The sequence below is a fragment of the Kouleothrix sp. genome (genome assembly GCF_046328425.1).
Classification (GTDB): Bacteria; Chloroflexota; Chloroflexia; order Chloroflexales; family Roseiflexaceae; genus Kouleothrix.
Map to the genome: position 1 here is coordinate 262778 of NZ_JAXLWP010000005.1, position 17098 is coordinate 279875.

General features: G+C 60.9%; 12 protein-coding genes and 1 pseudogene. 9 read left to right on the top strand and 4 right to left on the bottom strand.

Annotation, left to right across the window (positions count from 1 at the left end):
- Positions 1-28 precede the first annotated feature (28 nt).
- The gene (locus U0177_RS05815; protein WP_409569656.1) at positions 29-2419 is read left to right on the top strand and encodes an aldehyde dehydrogenase family protein; all 2391 of its coding nucleotides are present in this window, start codon (positions 29-31) and stop codon (positions 2417-2419) included.
- Between the two features lie 219 nt (positions 2420-2638).
- Complete coding sequence (locus tag U0177_RS05820) at positions 2639-3439, top strand: nitroreductase family protein (protein ID WP_409569657.1); 801 nt, start codon at positions 2639-2641, stop codon at positions 3437-3439.
- A gap of 183 nt (positions 3440-3622) precedes the next feature.
- Here the strand turns inward: U0177_RS05820 and U0177_RS05825 are convergent.
- From U0177_RS05825 to U0177_RS05835, 3 genes and pseudogenes are all read right to left on the bottom strand, one after another.
- Positions 3623-3897: pseudogene (locus U0177_RS05825) on the bottom strand (GlsB/YeaQ/YmgE family stress response membrane protein).
- A 973-nt stretch (positions 3898-4870) separates the two neighbouring features.
- The gene (locus tag U0177_RS05830) at positions 4871-6412 is read right to left on the bottom strand and encodes a glycoside hydrolase family 13 protein (protein ID WP_409569658.1); all 1542 of its coding nucleotides are present in this window, start codon (positions 6410-6412) and stop codon (positions 4871-4873) included.
- A 187-nt stretch (positions 6413-6599) separates the two neighbouring features.
- Positions 6600-7397 carry an alpha/beta hydrolase gene (locus U0177_RS05835; protein ID WP_409569659.1) on the bottom strand — a complete coding sequence of 266 codons (798 nt, stop codon included), beginning with the start codon at positions 7395-7397 and terminating at the stop codon, positions 6600-6602.
- Between the two features lie 915 nt (positions 7398-8312).
- Here U0177_RS05835 and U0177_RS05840 point away from each other — a divergent pair.
- From U0177_RS05840 to U0177_RS05870, 7 genes are all read left to right on the top strand, one after another.
- A complete protein-coding gene (locus U0177_RS05840; protein ID WP_409569660.1) occupies positions 8313-9197 on the top strand; it encodes a hypothetical protein in 885 nt (294 codons plus the stop codon).
- A gap of 349 nt (positions 9198-9546) precedes the next feature.
- The gene (locus U0177_RS05845) at positions 9547-10995 is read left to right on the top strand and encodes a cellulase family glycosylhydrolase (protein WP_409569661.1); all 1449 of its coding nucleotides are present in this window, start codon (positions 9547-9549) and stop codon (positions 10993-10995) included.
- Between the two features lie 665 nt (positions 10996-11660).
- Entirely contained in the window at positions 11661-11954 is a 294-nt protein-coding gene (locus tag U0177_RS05850; RefSeq protein ID WP_409569662.1) for a Dabb family protein, read from the top strand.
- Between the two features lie 36 nt (positions 11955-11990).
- Entirely contained in the window at positions 11991-13103 is a 1113-nt protein-coding gene (locus tag U0177_RS05855) for a B12-binding domain-containing protein (protein WP_409569663.1), read from the top strand.
- Entirely contained in the window at positions 13100-14089 is a 990-nt protein-coding gene (locus U0177_RS05860) for a sensor domain-containing diguanylate cyclase (RefSeq protein ID WP_409569664.1), read from the top strand. Before U0177_RS05855 ends, U0177_RS05860 begins: the two co-directional genes overlap by 4 nt.
- A gap of 51 nt (positions 14090-14140) precedes the next feature.
- The gene (locus U0177_RS05865) at positions 14141-14971 is read left to right on the top strand and encodes an aminoglycoside 6-adenylyltransferase (RefSeq protein ID WP_409569665.1); all 831 of its coding nucleotides are present in this window, start codon (positions 14141-14143) and stop codon (positions 14969-14971) included.
- A gap of 32 nt (positions 14972-15003) precedes the next feature.
- Positions 15004-16491: an FAD-linked oxidase C-terminal domain-containing protein gene (locus U0177_RS05870; protein ID WP_409569666.1), complete on the top strand. Its 1488-nt coding sequence runs from the start codon at positions 15004-15006 to the stop codon at positions 16489-16491.
- A gap of 121 nt (positions 16492-16612) precedes the next feature.
- On the opposite strand, the gene U0177_RS05875 is transcribed toward U0177_RS05870, so the two are convergent.
- A complete protein-coding gene (locus U0177_RS05875; protein WP_409569667.1) occupies positions 16613-16981 on the bottom strand; it encodes a hypothetical protein in 369 nt (122 codons plus the stop codon).
- Positions 16982-17098: the final 117 nt, after the last annotated feature.

Consider the following 17098-nt stretch of genomic DNA (forward strand, 5'->3'; position numbering starts at 1 on the left):
TGGCCACCCCCGCAAAGGACGAGCATCAATGACGAATCGAGTAGCAGAGATACTAGAGACGATGGCGTACGGCCCCGCGCCCGAGAGCGCCGCGCCGGCGAATGCGTGGCTCGACGCGCACGGCCGCAGCTTCGGCATGTATATCGACGGCGCGTGGACTCCGCCGGCCGAGGATCGGCTGTTCGACAGCGTGAACCCGGCGAATGGCCGCGCGTTCGCGCGCATCACCCAGGCCAATGCCGAGGATGTCGAGCGGGCCGTGGCGGCGGCGCGGCGCGCGTTCGAGGGCTGGTCGCAGCTGCCGGGGCACGCGCGCGCGCGCTACCTGTACGCGCTGGCGCGCCAGCTGCAAAAGCACGCGCGCATGCTTGCGGTGCTCGAGACGCTCGACAACGGCAAGCCCATCCGCGAAACCCGCGACATCGACATTCCGCTTGCGACGCGCCATTTCTACCACCACGCCGGCTGGGCCCAGCTGATGCACTCGCGCCTGCCACTGTACGCGCCGCTCGGCGTGGTCGGCCAGATCATCCCCTGGAACTTCCCGCTGCTCATGCTGGCCTGGAAGATCGCGCCGGCGCTGGCGATGGGCAATACCGTCGTGCTCAAGCCGGCCGAGTGGACCTCGCTCACGGCGCTGGCGTTCGCCGAGATCTGCGACGAGATCGGCCTGCCGCCCGGCGTGGTGAATATCGTGAGCGGCGACGGCAAGGTCGGCGAGCTGATTGTGAGGCACCCCGGCGTCGACAAGATCGCCTTCACCGGCAGCACCGAGGTCGGCAAGATTATTCGCACGGCCACCGCCGGCAGCGGCAAAAAGATCTCGCTTGAGCTTGGCGGCAAGTCGCCGTTTGTGGTGTTCGACAGCGCCGACCTCGACAGCGTGGTCGAGGGCGTCGTCGACGCGATCTGGTTCAACCAGGGCCAGGTGTGCTGCGCCGGCTCGCGCCTGCTGGTGCACGAGGGCGTGGCGCCGCGCCTGATCGGCAAGCTGCGCGCGCGCATGGAGAAGCTGCGCGTCGGCGACCCGCTCGACAAGGCCATCGATATTGGCGCGATCGTCGCGCCGGCCCAGCTGCAGAAGATCGAGCGGCTGGTGGCGCAGGGCCAGGCCGAGGGCGCGACGCTGTGGCAGCCCTCGTGGGCCTGCCCGGCCGACGGCTACTTCTTCCCGCCGACGCTGTTCACCGACGTGGCGCCCGCCGCGACGATCGCGCAGGTCGAGATCTTCGGCCCGGTGCTGGTGGCAAGCACCTTCCGCACGCCGGCCGAGGCGGTGGCGCTCGCAAATAATACGCGCTACGGCCTGGCGGCGAGCGTGTGGAGCGAAGATATCAACCTGGCGCTCGACGTGGCCCGCCAGATCAAAGCCGGCGTGGTGTGGGTCAACTGCACCAACCAGTTCGACGCGGCGGCGGGCTTCGGCGGCTACCGCGAGAGCGGCTTTGGGCGCGAGGGCGGGGTCGAGGGCTTGTACGAGTACCTCAGGCCGCGAGACGAAAGCCAAGCGACCAAAGACGAGAGCCAAGCGACCAAAGCCGAAAGCTTCGTGGCGGCCGAGGGCAGCAGCTCGCCCGTCCCGCCGATCGATCGCACGCCCAAGCTGTATATCGGCGGCAAGCAGGCGCGCCCCGACAGCGGCTACAGCCGCCAGGTGTACGGCGCGCAGGGGCGCCTGCTCGGCGAGGTGGGCGACGGCAACCGCAAAGATATTCGCAACGCCGTCGAGGCGGCGCGCGCGGCCGGCAAGTGGGCCGACCAGACGGCGCACAACCGCGCGCAGATCCTGTTCTACATCGCCGAGAACCTGAGCGCGCGCGCCGCCGAGTTCGTGCGGCGCCTTGCCGACGCCCCCGGCTACAGCCAGGCCGCCGCCGCCGCCGAGGTCGAGGCCGCGATCGAGCGCCTGTTCACCTACGCGGCCTGGGCCGACAAGTACGACGGCGCGGTGCACGCCACGCCGCTGCGCAGCGTGACGCTGGCGATGAACGAGCCGATCGGCGTGATCGGGATCGCCTGCCCCGACGAGCGCCCGCTGCTGGCTTGCGTCACCGCGCTTGCCGCCGCCATCGCCATGGGCAACACGGTGGTGCTCATCCCCTCGGAGGTGGCGCCGCTGCCGGCCACCGACCTGTACCAGGTGCTCGACACTAGCGACCTGCCCGGCGGCGTGGTGAACATCGTCACCGGCGCGCGCGACCCGCTGGCGAACGTGCTCGCCGAGCACAACGACGTCGACGCGATCTGGTACTTCGGCGGCGCCGAGGGCAGCGCGGCGGCCGAGCGCGCCTCGGCCAGCAACCTGAAGCAGACGTGGGTAAGCCACGGGCGCGCGCGCGACTGGCTGGCCGACGACGCGGCCGAGTTTTTGCGCCACGCCACGCAGGTGAAGAATATCTGGGTGCCGTATGGAGCATAGAGACTAGACATTCACCCTGTTCAGGCTACGGAATGTCCTAGCGAAAGTTGAACTACGTACAGGCTATCACTCATCCGAACCGGGTTTGGCAAAAGACGAAAGACAAAAGACGGCGCTGTTTCGTCTTCTGTCTTTCGTCCTTTGTCTTGAAAACTCGAATCTGCGGTAGCCTGTATTCATTCAGTGCATCCTCACAATCCTACAAGAGGGGGCTTTCAAATGGATCTCTTCGACGCCATCCGCCGCCGCCACACCACCAACGGCGCCTTCGCCGACCGGCCGGTGGCCCCCGAGCACAAGCGCGCGATCTTCGAGCTGGCGGCCCGCGCGCCCTCGCACTTCAACTCGCAGCCCTGGCGCTTTGTGATCGTCGAAGATCCCGAGCGGCGGCGCGCGCTCGGCCGGGTGGCCGGCGAGTCGATGCGCGACCTGATGGACGACGGCAGGTTTTTCTTGCAGTACCGCAAGTTCTTCCGGCTGACGCCCGAGGAGGCGTCGGCCACCAAGGATGGCATCCATATCGACAACATCCCGGCGGTGCTGCGGCCGTTCGCCAAGTACGCCTTCACCGAGCGCGGCGTGTCGGTGATGAAGACGCTGCGCGTGCCAAATGTGCTCGGCAACGACGCGCGCAAGCTGGTGGAAAACTCGCCGATGCTGCTGGGCATCGCGCTCTCGCGCGAGATCTACAAGCCCGCCGAGCTTACCGGGCTGTACACTATGATCTCGCTCGGCGCGGTGATCCAGACGATCTGGCTGGCGGCGACATCGTTCGGCATGGGGTTTCAGTTCGTCTCGACGCCGCAGGAGATCCCCGAGAAGTGGGCGCTGGTGAGCGCGCTGCTGGGCGTGCCCGACGATTTCGAGCTGATGGTGCTGTGCCGGCTGGGCTACGAAGATGCGTCGATCCGGCGGCCGACGATCGACTGGACTTCGCCGCAGCGCAAGGGCATCGACGAGCTGGCGTTCCAGGACACCTGGGGCCAGCCGCTTGGCGCCGAGCAGGCCGTGGAAGGCTAGAGCGCGGCCCAGGGCGATTGATACAAACTCCGTTTGATTACTTGTGTTTTCTTGTGCGGCGCCCGGCAAAGCCGGGCGCCGCACAAGAAAAAGAAAAGGCGGGCGGCGAAGCCGCCCCAAACCCCACCAAAGCAACTGCGGGGCGGCACTGCCGCCCCCGCACTGTGCTACGAAGCCGGGCGGTTATCGCACCGAGCCGCGGCGCACCAGGTTCACAATACCCAGCAGCACCACCGCGCCGATAAACGACACAAGCAGCGCGCCCAGGCTGAAATCGCTGTTGTTGATGTTCGAGCCGCCGATACCGAGGCAGGCTGAATAGGAACCCGCCGAGGAATGCGCCTACAATGCCGACGACAATATTCAGCAGGGCGCCCTGCTGCGCGTCGGTGCGCATCGATGCTCGCCAACCAGCCGACCAGCGCGCCAAACAGCAGCCACAGAATGAAGTTGATCATGGTGTCCTCCACTACGGTAAAGGATGCTTACTCGCATCGATGCACCGTGGCATCTATGCAGTACTCAAGTAAAGCAAAAAGCGTGCCACGCTACGCCGGGCACGCTTTTGCTCATACCAGAGCTAATCATGGTGTCCTCGGCCCCGGCGCGGCAGCCCGCTGCCGCGCCGGGGCAAACCATGAGCATTACTGACTGTGGCCACCGCCAGAAATGAGACGCTGTTCGCTTGATCACGTTAGGAGTTACGCACTTGCGTGATTCGGCTTCCTAAAGGCAGAGATTGAGCCTGCGGCAGCATGGTACTTGGTCATCTTCTGTGTGCGGTTTTTCCGCGCGCAGCGCGGAAAATGGACACGATACAGAGAAATAGTACCAGTCTGCCGAAGGCTGAGCGCGCCAACTGCGTACGTCCTACACGTATAGAGAATTGTGTTGCACGACGTGGCTTCGCCACGTCGTGTACAATAAAAGATTAGGGGCGGCTTCGCCCGCCCGCGCCCCCGCCACCGAGCAAGTGATCAGCTGGATTTAGTTTTCGAGCCCGCTAGGATTATATTAGCGCCCGCTAAGATTATATTAGCGCCCGCCAGGATTATATTAGCGGCTCTAGGATTATATTAGCGCACGCTAGGATTATATTTGAGCCGCTCAAGATCTATCTTAGCGCCCGCTAAGATACTCCCAGCCCCGCTAAGATACTCCCGGCGCTGCTCAAGATCGCTTTTAGCACCCGCTAAGATACTCCCGGCGCTGCTCAAGATCCCTTTTAGCACCCGCTAGGATTAAATTAGCGCCCGCTAAGATTATATTAGCGGCTCTAGGATTAAATTAGCGCCCGCTAAGATTATATTAGCGGCTCTAGGATTAAATTAGCGCCCGCTCAAGATATTCGTGAGCCGCGCCAGATCAACTGTGAGGGCTGCGTGGCAACACCTGGGGCGCCTCAAGCGGCGCCGGCTGCTGCCGCACAGGCTACTGGCCGCGCTTGTAGCGGCTGTAGCCGCCCAGAAATCGCTCGCGCGGCGCCAGGATGAAGGCTGTTTCGGCCGGAACCGTCACGGTCATGAAGCCGGCATCGACCGTGCCGGCGGCGGGTGTGTCTGCGTCGCCCAGCAGATCGACCATGAGCGTGCCGTCCATCAGGCCGGCATTGGCGATCATCACCCGCTCGGTGATTGCGGTACCGGACGGGTTCACAAGCACAACCAGCGTCTCCAGCGCGCGCTCGGTGTAGCGCTCAAACGCGAACAGGCGCTCGGCCTCGACCAGCCGGGCATTGCCGATACGCAGCGCGCGCTGCTGCTTGCGGATCGCGATCAGCTGCTTGATCCACGCAAGCTCGGGGTTATCGGCGCGCACCAGATCCCAGCGCATCGGCCCGCGATTCTCCGGATCGGCGCCGCCGGTCATGCCGATTTCACTGCCATAGTACACATTCGGCGCGCCGGGGAGCGTGAACTGAAGCACCTGCGCCAGGCGGCGCTGCGCAACCCTGGGAAGCTGGGTGGCGATGCGCGGGATGTCGTGGTTGTCGATCAGCACCCACGACTTGAGCATCGGCTCGATGCCGGCGTCGCAGACCAGCCGATCGAGCATTCGCGCGGCCCGCGCGGGCGTGAGCGCGCCCGAGATCAGATCAAGCACGATATGGCGCAGGCTAAAGTTCATCACCGCGTCGATCGACCGGAGCCACTCGTCGGGATAGTTGACGATCTCGCCGACGATCAGGGAGCCGGCTTTTTCGGCATGCGCCGCGCTGGTGAGGTCGCGCAGGTAGGCGTGCCCAAGCTCAAACGCCGTGTCCAGGCGCCAGCCGTCGGCGCCATCGCGCAAGTAGCTGCGCAGAACCGAGTCGGGGCTCTCGTAGAGATACGCCCGCACGGCGGGGTTCTCCAGGTTCAGCTCCGGCAGGTTCTGGTAGCCGGTCCAGACGCGCGCGCCGCCGTCGTACTGCGCGCCGATCGCAAACCAGTCGCGCCAGGCGCTGGCGGGGTTGCTGAGCGCCTCCTGGAAGATCGGCGCGTTGCGCCCCATATGGTTGAACACGCCATCGAGCACCAGCTTCATGCCGCGCGCGTGCACGCCGGCGGCCAGCTCGACGAAATCGGCGCGGTCGCCAAACTCGGGCGAGATCGCCATGAAATCCAGGGCGTCGTACTTGTGGTTGGTGTAGGCCAGGTGGATGGGGTTCAGGTACAGCACATCGGCGCCGAGCTGCTGCAGATAATCGAGCCGGCCGGCGAGGCTGGCAAGGTCGCCGCCCCAGAAATCGATCTCATGGCTGCTGAGCCGGGCGTCGGGCAGGTAGGCGCCCTGCCGGGGCTGCTCGGACCAATCGCGCAGCTGCTTGGGCGCCGGGTAGAGCGCGTGCTTGCTGCTCAGCTGTAGCGCGGGGGCGAAGCGGTCGACAAGCACCTGGTAGACGATCGGCCCGTTGCGCCAGTCGCGCTCGCGGCCGGCGAAGGTTGCGGCGTCGGCGGCCTGGGTGGTGGTATGCGCTGAGCCTCTGGTCATTGCGATCGGATTCCCTTCAATCAAACTATTAGGCTTAATCGGAAATAGGGGAGCCGGAGGGGCAAAGCCCCTCCAAACCTCCCTCAAGACAGGATTCTTGGGGGCCGCAGGCCCCCAAACCCCACCATTGTTATTTCCATAGGACTTACGCAGTTGGCGCGTTCAGCCTTGAAAAAGAGATTCTTGGCTACAAGTTATGCCCGTGCATCCACTCCAGCATGGCGTCGGCTACCTGTTGCCAATCTGGTTCGAGCATCATGTCGTGCGCCATACCAGGAAAGATCTTCATTGTATCTTCGACAGCATATGCACGAGCCGTACGTCGTTCTTCTTTCACCGAAAAGACCGTATCTTTCTCGGCCGCCAGCACCAGCATAGGCGTCTTTTTAGCGCGGACTTTGCGCGGTTTCGGCAGGTTTAGACCCAGTGTCTCGAGCTCTGTGACGAAGGATTCGGGCTGAAGCCGGTGAAAATGGCGCATAAGCTCTTCGTCCGGTATCGCAGAGAACAGGCTATCGTGTGCCAGCTCAGGCGTACCCAGGAATTTGCCAAGGTCTAGCGTAAGATGGGCTTTGAGAAAGTCCCACGGGTGTCGCTTGGCGTAGCGAAGGCCAAACCCGAGGATACCGGAGACGGGGATAGAGGCGAGTAGGATAGCGGCAGGCGCACTGTTTTTCTCAAGATACTTCTGCACCACATAGCCGCCCATAGAATGGCCAACCAATATGGTTGGTCTGCCTATCTCCTGAACCACAGCAGCGACATCGGCGACATAGCCTTTCGCCGCACTGTGGAACCTAATCCGATCGCGTCCATCGCTCGCTCCGTGGCCGCGCAGGCTGAGCGCGTACGCGGCGTAGCCATGCTGAGCAAAGTACGGCAGAAACTTCTCCCAGCACCAGGCTCCGTGCCACGCCCCATGAACAAAAAGAATGGCATTCGAGCGAGTGGCGTTCCGGTCTTCCGCGAGTAGCTCAAGTTTCATAGGCATCTACCAACCTCACTGATGCGGCAGCTACGCCTATTGTATTCGATTTAAGGGATGGCTCAATCCGCGGGGTTTCGACTTGACACTGTACGAGCGCAATAAAGCGCGCCTGCACGCCTTCGGGTGTATGCCTAAAGGGCATGCGTATATCAAGCGGTCGCATCACGCCCCCTATGCATTAAGATGTAATACCTCATCTGGCTGATCACTAGCTTTATGTAAATCATACTGAAGGTTCCCAGCAACTCTTCGATCTTGGCGTGAAATCTGGCTAACTTGTGCCGATCTAGATCGGAGAACACACAGTCATGGGCACATATGGCGCGCTTGAGCATTGTTGTGCAAACTTCCGTATGTCGATGAAGAGGAAAATTGGGTACGCGGAAGCACGATTGATGTTAACCCATGATGCTGTCAAGAGTGTATTAGTCTTAGCTGTTATGTCCATATTATCATACTCACTCAAGCAGTGTACAAGGTTAAGCATATAATTGACATAATTTAAGACAAGCATCACTGTTTATATTTTGTATATTGACAACTATACAGCCGATTGTGTATGATAATGAGTAGTAGAAATAGACGTGGTGTTGCACGAGTTATCTCTCCCTCTTCAATTCGGGAAGACACTCACAAGAATCAGTACCTCTTGTTTCATATTGAGTTCGTGACCAAGCCTACGAATCAACTTTAGCTTTACGGTATTGCTAAAGCACTAGTAGTCGCTCAAATATTCGCATTGTTAGGCCGTTAGCAAGATCTGAGCAAGGAAAAAAATTCGATCATCGTGTGGAAACCACTAAAGATTGAAGCACCTTGCTTCATCGACATCTTGTTCAAATGGCTCCTTCACGCCAATTAATTTCCGGTTAGCTTTTCACTTCTTGAAGTTTTGATATCGTAGAGAATAAAGTGAACCAAGAGCAGAAGCTGCATATCGAAAATCTACAACGGAAGTACCAGCGACGCCTTCAGGTGCTTGAGGAAAAGCAGGCTACCTATGGACTTGCCACACCGCCTGAGACGATTATAGAGATTGAAGAAATTCAGGAAAAGCTTCGGGATTTGAACTCTCAACTTCTTGATACAAGAGGACGAAAAGAAAATCGATTCTATTCAAATACAAGTATCATTTCTCCATGGTTGTACTTATTTGCTGGCGGTGCGTTAATTCTTGTTCTTATAGCCAGTATTACTGGCATTATCGCAGTAATTATTCCCATAATCCCAGGCTTACATACACCAAGCCCAAATACCAGTACTTCACAAACTAGTAATGTCGGCGTTATATCACCACAACCTATATCTACCATAGGAGCAAATACACAAACGATTTTATCCGCTCCTTCGGCTATATCTATATCATCAATACAAGCAACACCAACGATTGACCCGTCGATCGATGCACCTGATTATTGGACTTGGCAGGCGCTAATTAACCAAGATTTCGAAAGAGCCGTACAATATGCTGATATCTGTATCAGTCGATATGAGCCAGCGGCTCGTGACATACAGCAAGAACTCATTCATAACGGCACACCATTACCGCCAACAGGAGCCGTTAATGCATCAACGAAGCATGATATAGACATACGTGTTGAATTAAATAATACAGGAACCTGCTACTTTCTGAAAGGGACGGCTTTAGCAAAAGAAAATAAAATAGAAGAAGCAAGATCTATGTATATGATTGCAGAGGAATTCCCATACGCACGTACGTGGGATCCTAGCGTTGAACAGTACTGGTCTCCCGCACAACGAGCAAAGGAAGGAATTGATAATCTTCCAAGCCCTTGAAAATAATAAAGTGGTAATACACTTTTACTTGTAAAACTTGGATAGAACTTCCACTATCCTTAATTGCACACCTATTTCAAAAACAATTTTCCGACAGCAAATAGAATCTTTGTTTAAAATCTACAATTAATTACCTCTCAAATTATAATACTCAAAAACACGGATTTTATATTTTAGAAATACTCAATCGCACATCACACTCTTAAAATTAAAAAATTTATTTCATCATATTACTATAATATATTTTTCAACCACGATCGCCCTAATAACACTCTTGCATGCCATTAATTCCGCAAAGTGAACATTTCACCCTCATAATATCAATCATCTTTAAACCCAGGAGAGCGACATGCTAAAGTATCGATTTCATTATTTTATCATCGCCCTATTGGCCATGTTAATGCTGTTTAGTATCAGCGGGTCATATACTGCAAAAGCAGCTCCATCGATTACTTATGTTGGCGTTAATCTCGCTGGCGCTGAATTCGGCGTCGATTTCGATCAGAATAAACTCCCAGGCCAATATGGCCAAGATTATACATACCCGACGCATAACGAAGTGGACTACTTTATTGGAAAAGGCATGAATACATTCCGAATTCCATTTCGGTGGGAGCGATTGCAACGAGCGCCCATGATCGCGTTCGATAAAGATGAACAAGCTCGCCTTGATGATATCGTTCAATATGCTACCAATAAACAGGCTTTCGTCGTTCTAGATCCGCACAACTACGCACGCTACTATGATGCATCAACATTTAAAGTTATTGGTCAAGATTGGCCAATATCGGCCTTTATTGATTTCTGGAAAAAACTAGCGACACGCTATAAAGGCAACTCGCATATTATCTTCGGCCTAATGAATGAGCCACACGACATGCCAACCGATCTATGGCTTAGTGATGCAAATGCGGCTATTAGCGCGATCCGTGCTACTGGTGCAAAGAATCTTATTCTAGTACCAGGCAATTACTGGAGTAGTGCTCTTAACTGGCCATATGATTTTGGCAGCGGTTCAAATGCCGTATCACTACTAAATATAAAGGATCCTAAAAACAATTATGCCTTTGAAGTTCATCAATACCTTAATGCAAATAGTAACGGTGCTGACGGCAGCTGTGTAAGCCCAACAATTGGCACTGAACGCCTCCAAGCCTTTACGTCTTGGCTCCAACAATATGGGAAGCGCGGCTTTCTCGGTGAATTTGCTGGCGGCCGCAACGATACTTGCTATGACGCACTTGACCGCATGCTTAATTATATTGACGCCAACGCGAATGTATGGATAGGATGGACCTATTGGGCTGCCGGGCCACTATGGGGTGACTACGAATTTACCATTGAACCTCAAAATGGTATTGATCGGCCTCAAATAGTTCCCTTGAGTAAACATATTCGCGGAGCAACTCCTTCCACTAGCACACCAACCCGCGTACCACCTACCAAGACACCAACCAGTACACCGACCCCTATACCAGCAACATGCCAAATCACATATGTCATATCCAAGGATTGGGGTAATGGGTTTATTGCTGATATCAAGATCGTCAATAAACTGCTTTCACCGATCAATAAATGGAAACTACGCTGGACATATGCTGATAAGGAGGTAGTTACTGATAGTTGGAATGCCGCTCATGCTCAAAGTGGCCGAAATGTCACAATCAGTGGCGTGAGTTGGAACGTGAACTTCCCTGCCGACAGCTCAATCACGTTTGAGATCCAGGGAACATATAGCGGAACAAATTCGGTGCCAAAAAATTTCACACTCCAGAATCGTAGTTGCACTGTGCAGTGAGCGATGTTCGCTAGAACCTAATCAATAGGTTAATAGGTAAACGAACAGTGACGCTCTGAGTACTTCGTAAACAAAGTTTTCTTGTATTTCAGTGTCATGGTGAGCGAAGCTTCACTCCCTCGATGAAACATCGCTGATTCGGCATGGAGGGAGCGGAGCTTCGTTCAGCATGACATGGCATTTCTTCGCTTCGAGCGATACAAGGAAACTTCGTTGACACACTACTAAGTGCCTCATGCGTACCCCTCGCCGCATTGACGTCGTACTTCCTCTTGCCCTCGGCAGCTGGCGCAAAGCGCCAGCTGCCGAAGACCATACACAAAACCTCCACTAACAGCTGTTGTACCTGGCCAACTGCTTCGAGTATAATGAACAGAGCAGGGGAGCCTGGCGCCGAGCACAGCGGTGCGCGGGCGCTCAGGCGCGCTGTATCGGGCCGTATGCAGGGCGGGGCAGCTCCCGCCGGTGCATTGCCCAAGGGGGCGAGCGCGGAATAGAGCCGAGCGTATAGGGCTGGCACCCGCAGAGTGCCCGGAGCACATCGGGATGGCCGAGTGCTCTACGCTCCACGCTCAATCGCTCAGCGCTCCACTAGAGGAGTTCCCGGCTTCCAGCTTTGTCGTCCGAGGCCGAGAATTGATTACGTGGTTGCATAGGAGCCAACGATGATCAAGCACATGGTGATGTTCAAGAAGAAACCCGAGACCGACGAGACCACGCTTCAGGAGATCATGGACCGGCTTGAGGGCCTGTACGGCGAGATCCACGGCCTGATGGGCATTCGCTGCTATCGGTCGCTGCCATCGGATCGGCCGGTGGTATGGACATTCCTGCTCGACAGCACGCTCGCCGACGCCGACGCGCTGCGCGCATACATCGCGCACCCCCAGCACGTCGCGGTGAACGAGTGGATGTCGCCGTTCCTTGAGAGCCGCGCCGTGATCGATTATGAAGCATAGCGCCACCTGGCGGCCATGCTCCGCGGGGGGTGTGCGATGGAGCCATCGCCAACCGAATGCCTGGCGAACGTGCTGGCCGCGATCGAGCCAGCCACCTGCGACGCGTTCGCCCAATCCATGCCGCGCCTGGTGGCGTTTGCGTACCAGCGCGGCGCGCACCGCGCCGATACCGGCGACCTGCTCGGGTTTGTCGCCGATGATATTCTCCACACCGATCTTGCCGAGTATGCCAACCTGATCTACAGCCAGCTGCGGCTCAAAACCCCCCAGGCGCTGATCGAAGATCTCGCGTGGGTCTACCGCACCTACATACAGCGCGGCGTGTCGCTTCGCCACTTCCCGCTCGACCTGGCGGTGTGGTGCGATGCTGCGGATCAGCTGCTCGACGCGCAGAGCGCGGCGCAGATCAAGCGCGTGTACGGCTGCATGGGAATGCTGCACGGCTGGCTGACGGAGCATGCGAGCACGTCGCCCGCCAGCCGCGCCATCGACGCGGAGCTGGCGCCGCTGTTCCAGGGCTACATCGCCGCGCTGCTGAAGCCCGACATGGCCGAGGCCATCCACATCACCAGCGAGTATGTAACCTCGCCCGCGCGGCTCTCGACGTGGTGGGAGCACGTCATCCAGCCGGCGATGTACGAGATCGGCGACCGCTGGGCGCACGGCGAGATCACCGTAGGGCAGGAGCACCTCGCCACGGCGATCACCCAGCGCGTGATGGCCATCCACTACCCGCTGATCCTCGAGCTGCCGCGCGAAAAAGGCGCCATCGTCGTGGCCGCGTCGCCCGGCGAGATGCACGAGATCGGCCCCCGGCTGGTAGCCGACCTGCTGGAAGTCGGCGGGTGGGATGTCTACTTCACCGGCGCGAACACCCCGGCGGCGAGCGTCGTCGTGCTGATCGAGCAGACCCGCGCGCGCGTGCTGGCGATCTCGACGACGCTGACCACCAGCCTGCCGGCGGTGGCGACGCTGATCGCGCAGGTGCGCCAGGCGTGCCGGCCGGCGCCGCACATCCTGGTAGGCGGGCAGGCATACACATCCAGCCCCGAGCTATGGCGCCAGATCGGCGCCGACGGGTTCGCGGCCAGCGCGCGCAGCGGATGCGACTACATCGAGGCATACCAGCAGTCGGCGGGGAAGCTATGAGCGGGCTGGTCGACCGGTTGGTGGCGCACGGCGGCGCGCCGCTGATCGAGCAGAGCCACTGCCTGATCGCGCTGCTCGATCGCGACAGCCAGCTGATCGAGTGGAACCCGAGCATGCAGCAGATGCTCGACTTCATGCCCGGCGCCACCAGCCTGGCGGCGCTGCTCGAGCCCAGCAGCCGCCCGCGCATGCTGCACCTGATCGACGAGGCGATCGGCGCGCAGATCGGCGGCCCGGTGGTGCTCAACTTCATCGCCAACCCGAACGAGCTGCCGCGCTCGTACCGCAGCCGCATGTACGCGCTCTCGGCTGCGCAGCTGATCGTGCTGGCCGAGCCAATCGCGCCGCTCGACCCGCGCGCGGCGCAGGAGTACATGCGCATCACCAACGAGCTGTCGCTGACCACGCGCAGCCTGCAGAAAGCCCGCCACGAGCTGACGAAAAAACAGCGGCAGCTCGAAGAGTCGCTGGAAGAGCTTGAGCGCCTGGCGCGGTTCGACGAGCTGACGCAGGTATTCAACCGGCGCAGCATTTTCGGCTACCTGAAGGACGAGATCGACCGCTGCACGCGCTACCCGGCGAGCCTGTCGATCCTGCTGATCGATCTGGACTACTTCAAGCAGATCAACGACCGCTACGGGCACCAGGCCGGCGACTCGGTGCTGCGCACGACGGCCGCGCTGCTGCAGCACGCGATCCGCTCGACCGATCACCTTGGCCGCTACGGCGGCGAGGAGTTCCTGTGCATCCTGCCGATGACAGAGACCGCCGCAGCGGCCGAGCTCGCCAACCGGCTATGCCAGCATATCGCCAGCACGGCCCAAAATGTTGCCGGCACCGTCAACTTTTATGTTACGATAAGCATCGGCATCGCCGGCTTCGACCGGCAGGCCGATACGATCGGCACGCTGATCGCCCACGCCGACGACGCGCTCTACCAGGCCAAACAAAGCGGCCGCAATCAGTTTCGTACATGGCAGGCGTAGCCGGGCGGCTGCGGCTGGCCGCCGATACGATATGCTGAAGAGGCACATTCCATGACACAATCGCAGCAATACACTGCGCCGGCGCTGATCGAGCAGATCGCCGAGGCGCTGAGGGCGCTGCCGCGCGCGCGCGCGGCGCTGGTGCGCGGCACGCCGTATAGCGGCCAGCCCGAGAGCGCCACCGACATCGAGCTGCTGGTGGTAGCCGCCGACGCGCCGGCCGAAGAGCAGCTGGAGCTTGGCCGCGCGGCGCTGGCGAGTGCCGCGCCGGCGCTATGGGTCTCGCTGATCTCGCCAATCCCGCCGCGGCTGCGCGCGCTGCTCAACGGGCCGCACCGCATCGACCTTGCGGTGGTGACCGCCGAGGCGCTGCCGTCCAGCGAAGGCTGGCGCGTGCTGTTCGACCACGACGCGCTGCTGAGCGCGCGCGGCCGCGGCGGCGCGGGCGACGACCTGCTCCAGCCCGAGCATATTGTGATCGCCTGCGACGAGTTCTGGTGGGGGCTGTACAGCAGCATCGGCCAGCTCAAGCACGGCCAGCTGTGGCAGGCGCTGCACCTGCTGGGCAAAAGCCGCGACGTGCTGGCGCAAGTGATGCGCTGGCGGCGCGACATGGCCAGCCCGTTCGAGCAGTACGGCGACCTGGAGCAGCACCTGACCGCCGAAGACCAGCAGGCGCTGGCGCAGACGCTGGCCGACTACGACCTGCGCGCGGTGGCGGCGGCGCTGCTCAGCGCGGCCGACGCCTTCGACCCGGCGGCGCGCGAGGTGGCCGCCAGCCTGGGCGCGATCTACCCCACCGCGCTGGCGCAGGCCACCAAAGCCTATTTCATCCGCGAGTTCTGGCCGCTGATCGCGCCTGGCCCGGCGATCAGCGCGTGAGCCAGCCGGCACGGGGCGCGAGACACAAAGCCATGGCAAACACCTCGCTGCCGCGCGAGCAGCTGATCGCCCAGCTTGTGGCCGCGATCGGCGCGAAGCACGTGCTGCATCGCCGCGAAGAGCTGATGCTGTATGAATACGACGCCAGCGCGCTCGACCTGGCGGCGCCCGAGATCGTGGCGGTGCCCGGCAGCAGCGCCGAGGTGGCCGCAGTGGTGCGGATCGCCGCAGCGGCGGGCTGGCCGATCGTGGCGCGCGGCGCCGGCACCGGGCTCTCGGGCGGCTCGGTGCCGGCCGCGGGCGGCGTGGTCGTGTCGCTGGCGCGGCTCGACCGCGTGCTGCGGATCGACCCGGCCGCGCGGCTGGCGGTCGTGCAGCCGGGGGTGATCAACACCGACCTGAGCGCGGCCGCGGCCGCGCACGGGCTACACTTCGCGCCCGACCCATCGAGCCAGCGGTCGTCGACGATCGGCGGCAACGCGGCCGAAAACGCCGGCGGGCCGCACTGCCTGAAGTACGGCGTCACCACCAACCACATCCTCGGCGCCAGCGTCGTGCTCGCCGACGGCAGCGTGGCGCAGCTGGGCGGCGAGGCGCCCGACGCGCCCGGCTACGACCTGCTGGGCGCGTTTGTAGGCAGCGAGGGCACGCTCGGCATCGCCACCGAGCTGACGGTGCGGCTCACGCCGAACCCCGAGAGCGTGCGCACATTCCTGGCGATCTACGACGAGGCGATACCCGGCGCAGGGCAGGGCCTCGACGCCGCGGCCGACAGCGTATCGGCAATTATCGCCGCCGGGATCGTACCGGCCGCGCTCGAGATGCTCGAAGGCCTGGGCGTACGCCTGGTCGAGGAGTACATCCACGCCGGCTACCCCACCGACGCGCGCGCCGTGCTGCTGATCGAGATCGACGGGCTGCGCGAAGAGCTTGAGGCCCAGGCCGAGCAGATCGCGGCGATCTGCAGGGCGCACGGCGCGCGCGAGCTGCGCGCCGCCAGCGACGAAGAGCAGCGCCAGAAGCTGTGGGCCGGGCGCAAGGGCGCGCTGGCGGCGTGCGCCAGGCTCAAGCCGCACTACCACATCCAGGATGGCGTCGTGCCGCGCTCGCGCCTCACCGAGCTGCTGCGCCTGACGGAAGAAGTAGCGCAGCGCTACCAGCTCGACGTGGTGAATATCTTCCACGCCGGTGACGGCAACCTGCACCCGCTGCTGCTGTTCGACCTGCGCGAGCACGGGGCGCGCGAGCGCGCGATCGCGGCCAGCGAAGAGATCCTGCAGGCCTGCGTAGCCGCCGGCGGCACAATCAGCGGCGAGCACGGCATTGGCTTAGAGAAGCGCGACTATATGCGCTGGATGTTTTCGGACGACGACATCGGCGCCATGCTGCAGCTGCGCGCCGTATTCGACCCGCGCGACGTGATGAATCCTTGCAAGCAGCTGCCCAGCGGATCCTCGTGCGCCGATATCAAGCATGCGCGCGGCGCGGAGCGTGCAGTTGCGGCGGGCGCGTGGATCTAATCGCGGCCGATCGGCCTCATGCCGGCGCATCATCGCCCGCGCGCTCGCCGTCGAGAAACCACGCGCGGCGCGGAGCGTGCAGTTGCGGCGGGCGCGTGGATCTAATCGCGGCCGATCGGCCTCATGCCGGCGCATCATCGCCCGCGCGCTCGCCGTCGAGAAACCACGCGCGGTATGGTGTGTTCACCGCCAGGCGGCGCGTATAATCGGGCGCGCCGTCGTCCCACCATACCGGGCCGCGCTCGCCCAGCCGAAGCTTGGCCTGCTGCACGCGCCCACGCGCACTGCGCCGCAGGCCATCGTCGTTGGTGCGGTTGGCGCGGGCCACATCCGCGCGGGCGCGCATCAGGTCGCGCACCAGGCGCTCGCGCTCGGCGGCGGGCAGGTGCGGGTTGCTGCGGCGCCACAGCCGGCCGCGCACCACAATGTAGCGCCCGTCGGGCGTGGTGCGCGGGGCATCTGCGGCGCTCTGCTGCTCGGGAATTGGCATATTCGCGTCTTTCTTGATCTGCTGCTATGATCTGGCGCAGCGCCGCCGGCTCGCGCACTTCCATGCGACAAAGGGCTTGCGCCCTTGGCGCGCTCAGCCTTCGGCAGAGCGGTGCTT

What these genes read in the sequence shown, in the direction of transcription:
- U0177_RS05820 (WP_409569657.1), top strand. Translation starts at nt 2,639, where the DNA reads ATGGATCTCTTCGACGCCATCCGCCGCCGCCACACCACCAACGGCGCC.
- U0177_RS05845 (WP_409569661.1), top strand. Translation starts at nt 9,547, where the DNA reads ATGCTAAAGTATCGATTTCATTATTTTATCATCGCCCTATTGGCCATG.
- U0177_RS05850 (WP_409569662.1), top strand. Translation starts at nt 11,661, where the DNA reads ATGATCAAGCACATGGTGATGTTCAAGAAGAAACCCGAGACCGACGAG.
- U0177_RS05815 (WP_409569656.1), top strand. Translation starts at nt 29, where the DNA reads ATGACGAATCGAGTAGCAGAGATACTAGAGACGATGGCGTACGGCCCC.
- U0177_RS05860 (WP_409569664.1), top strand. Translation starts at nt 13,100, where the DNA reads ATGAGCGGGCTGGTCGACCGGTTGGTGGCGCACGGCGGCGCGCCGCTG.
- U0177_RS05830 (WP_409569658.1), bottom strand. Translation starts at nt 6,412, where the DNA reads ATGACCAGAGGCTCAGCGCATACCACCACCCAGGCCGCCGACGCCGCA.
- U0177_RS05855 (WP_409569663.1), top strand. Translation starts at nt 11,991, where the DNA reads ATGGAGCCATCGCCAACCGAATGCCTGGCGAACGTGCTGGCCGCGATC.
- U0177_RS05865 (WP_409569665.1), top strand. Translation starts at nt 14,141, where the DNA reads ATGACACAATCGCAGCAATACACTGCGCCGGCGCTGATCGAGCAGATC.
- U0177_RS05875 (WP_409569667.1), bottom strand. Translation starts at nt 16,981, where the DNA reads ATGCCAATTCCCGAGCAGCAGAGCGCCGCAGATGCCCCGCGCACCACG.
- U0177_RS05835 (WP_409569659.1), bottom strand. Translation starts at nt 7,397, where the DNA reads ATGAAACTTGAGCTACTCGCGGAAGACCGGAACGCCACTCGCTCGAAT.
- U0177_RS05870 (WP_409569666.1), top strand. Translation starts at nt 15,004, where the DNA reads ATGGCAAACACCTCGCTGCCGCGCGAGCAGCTGATCGCCCAGCTTGTG.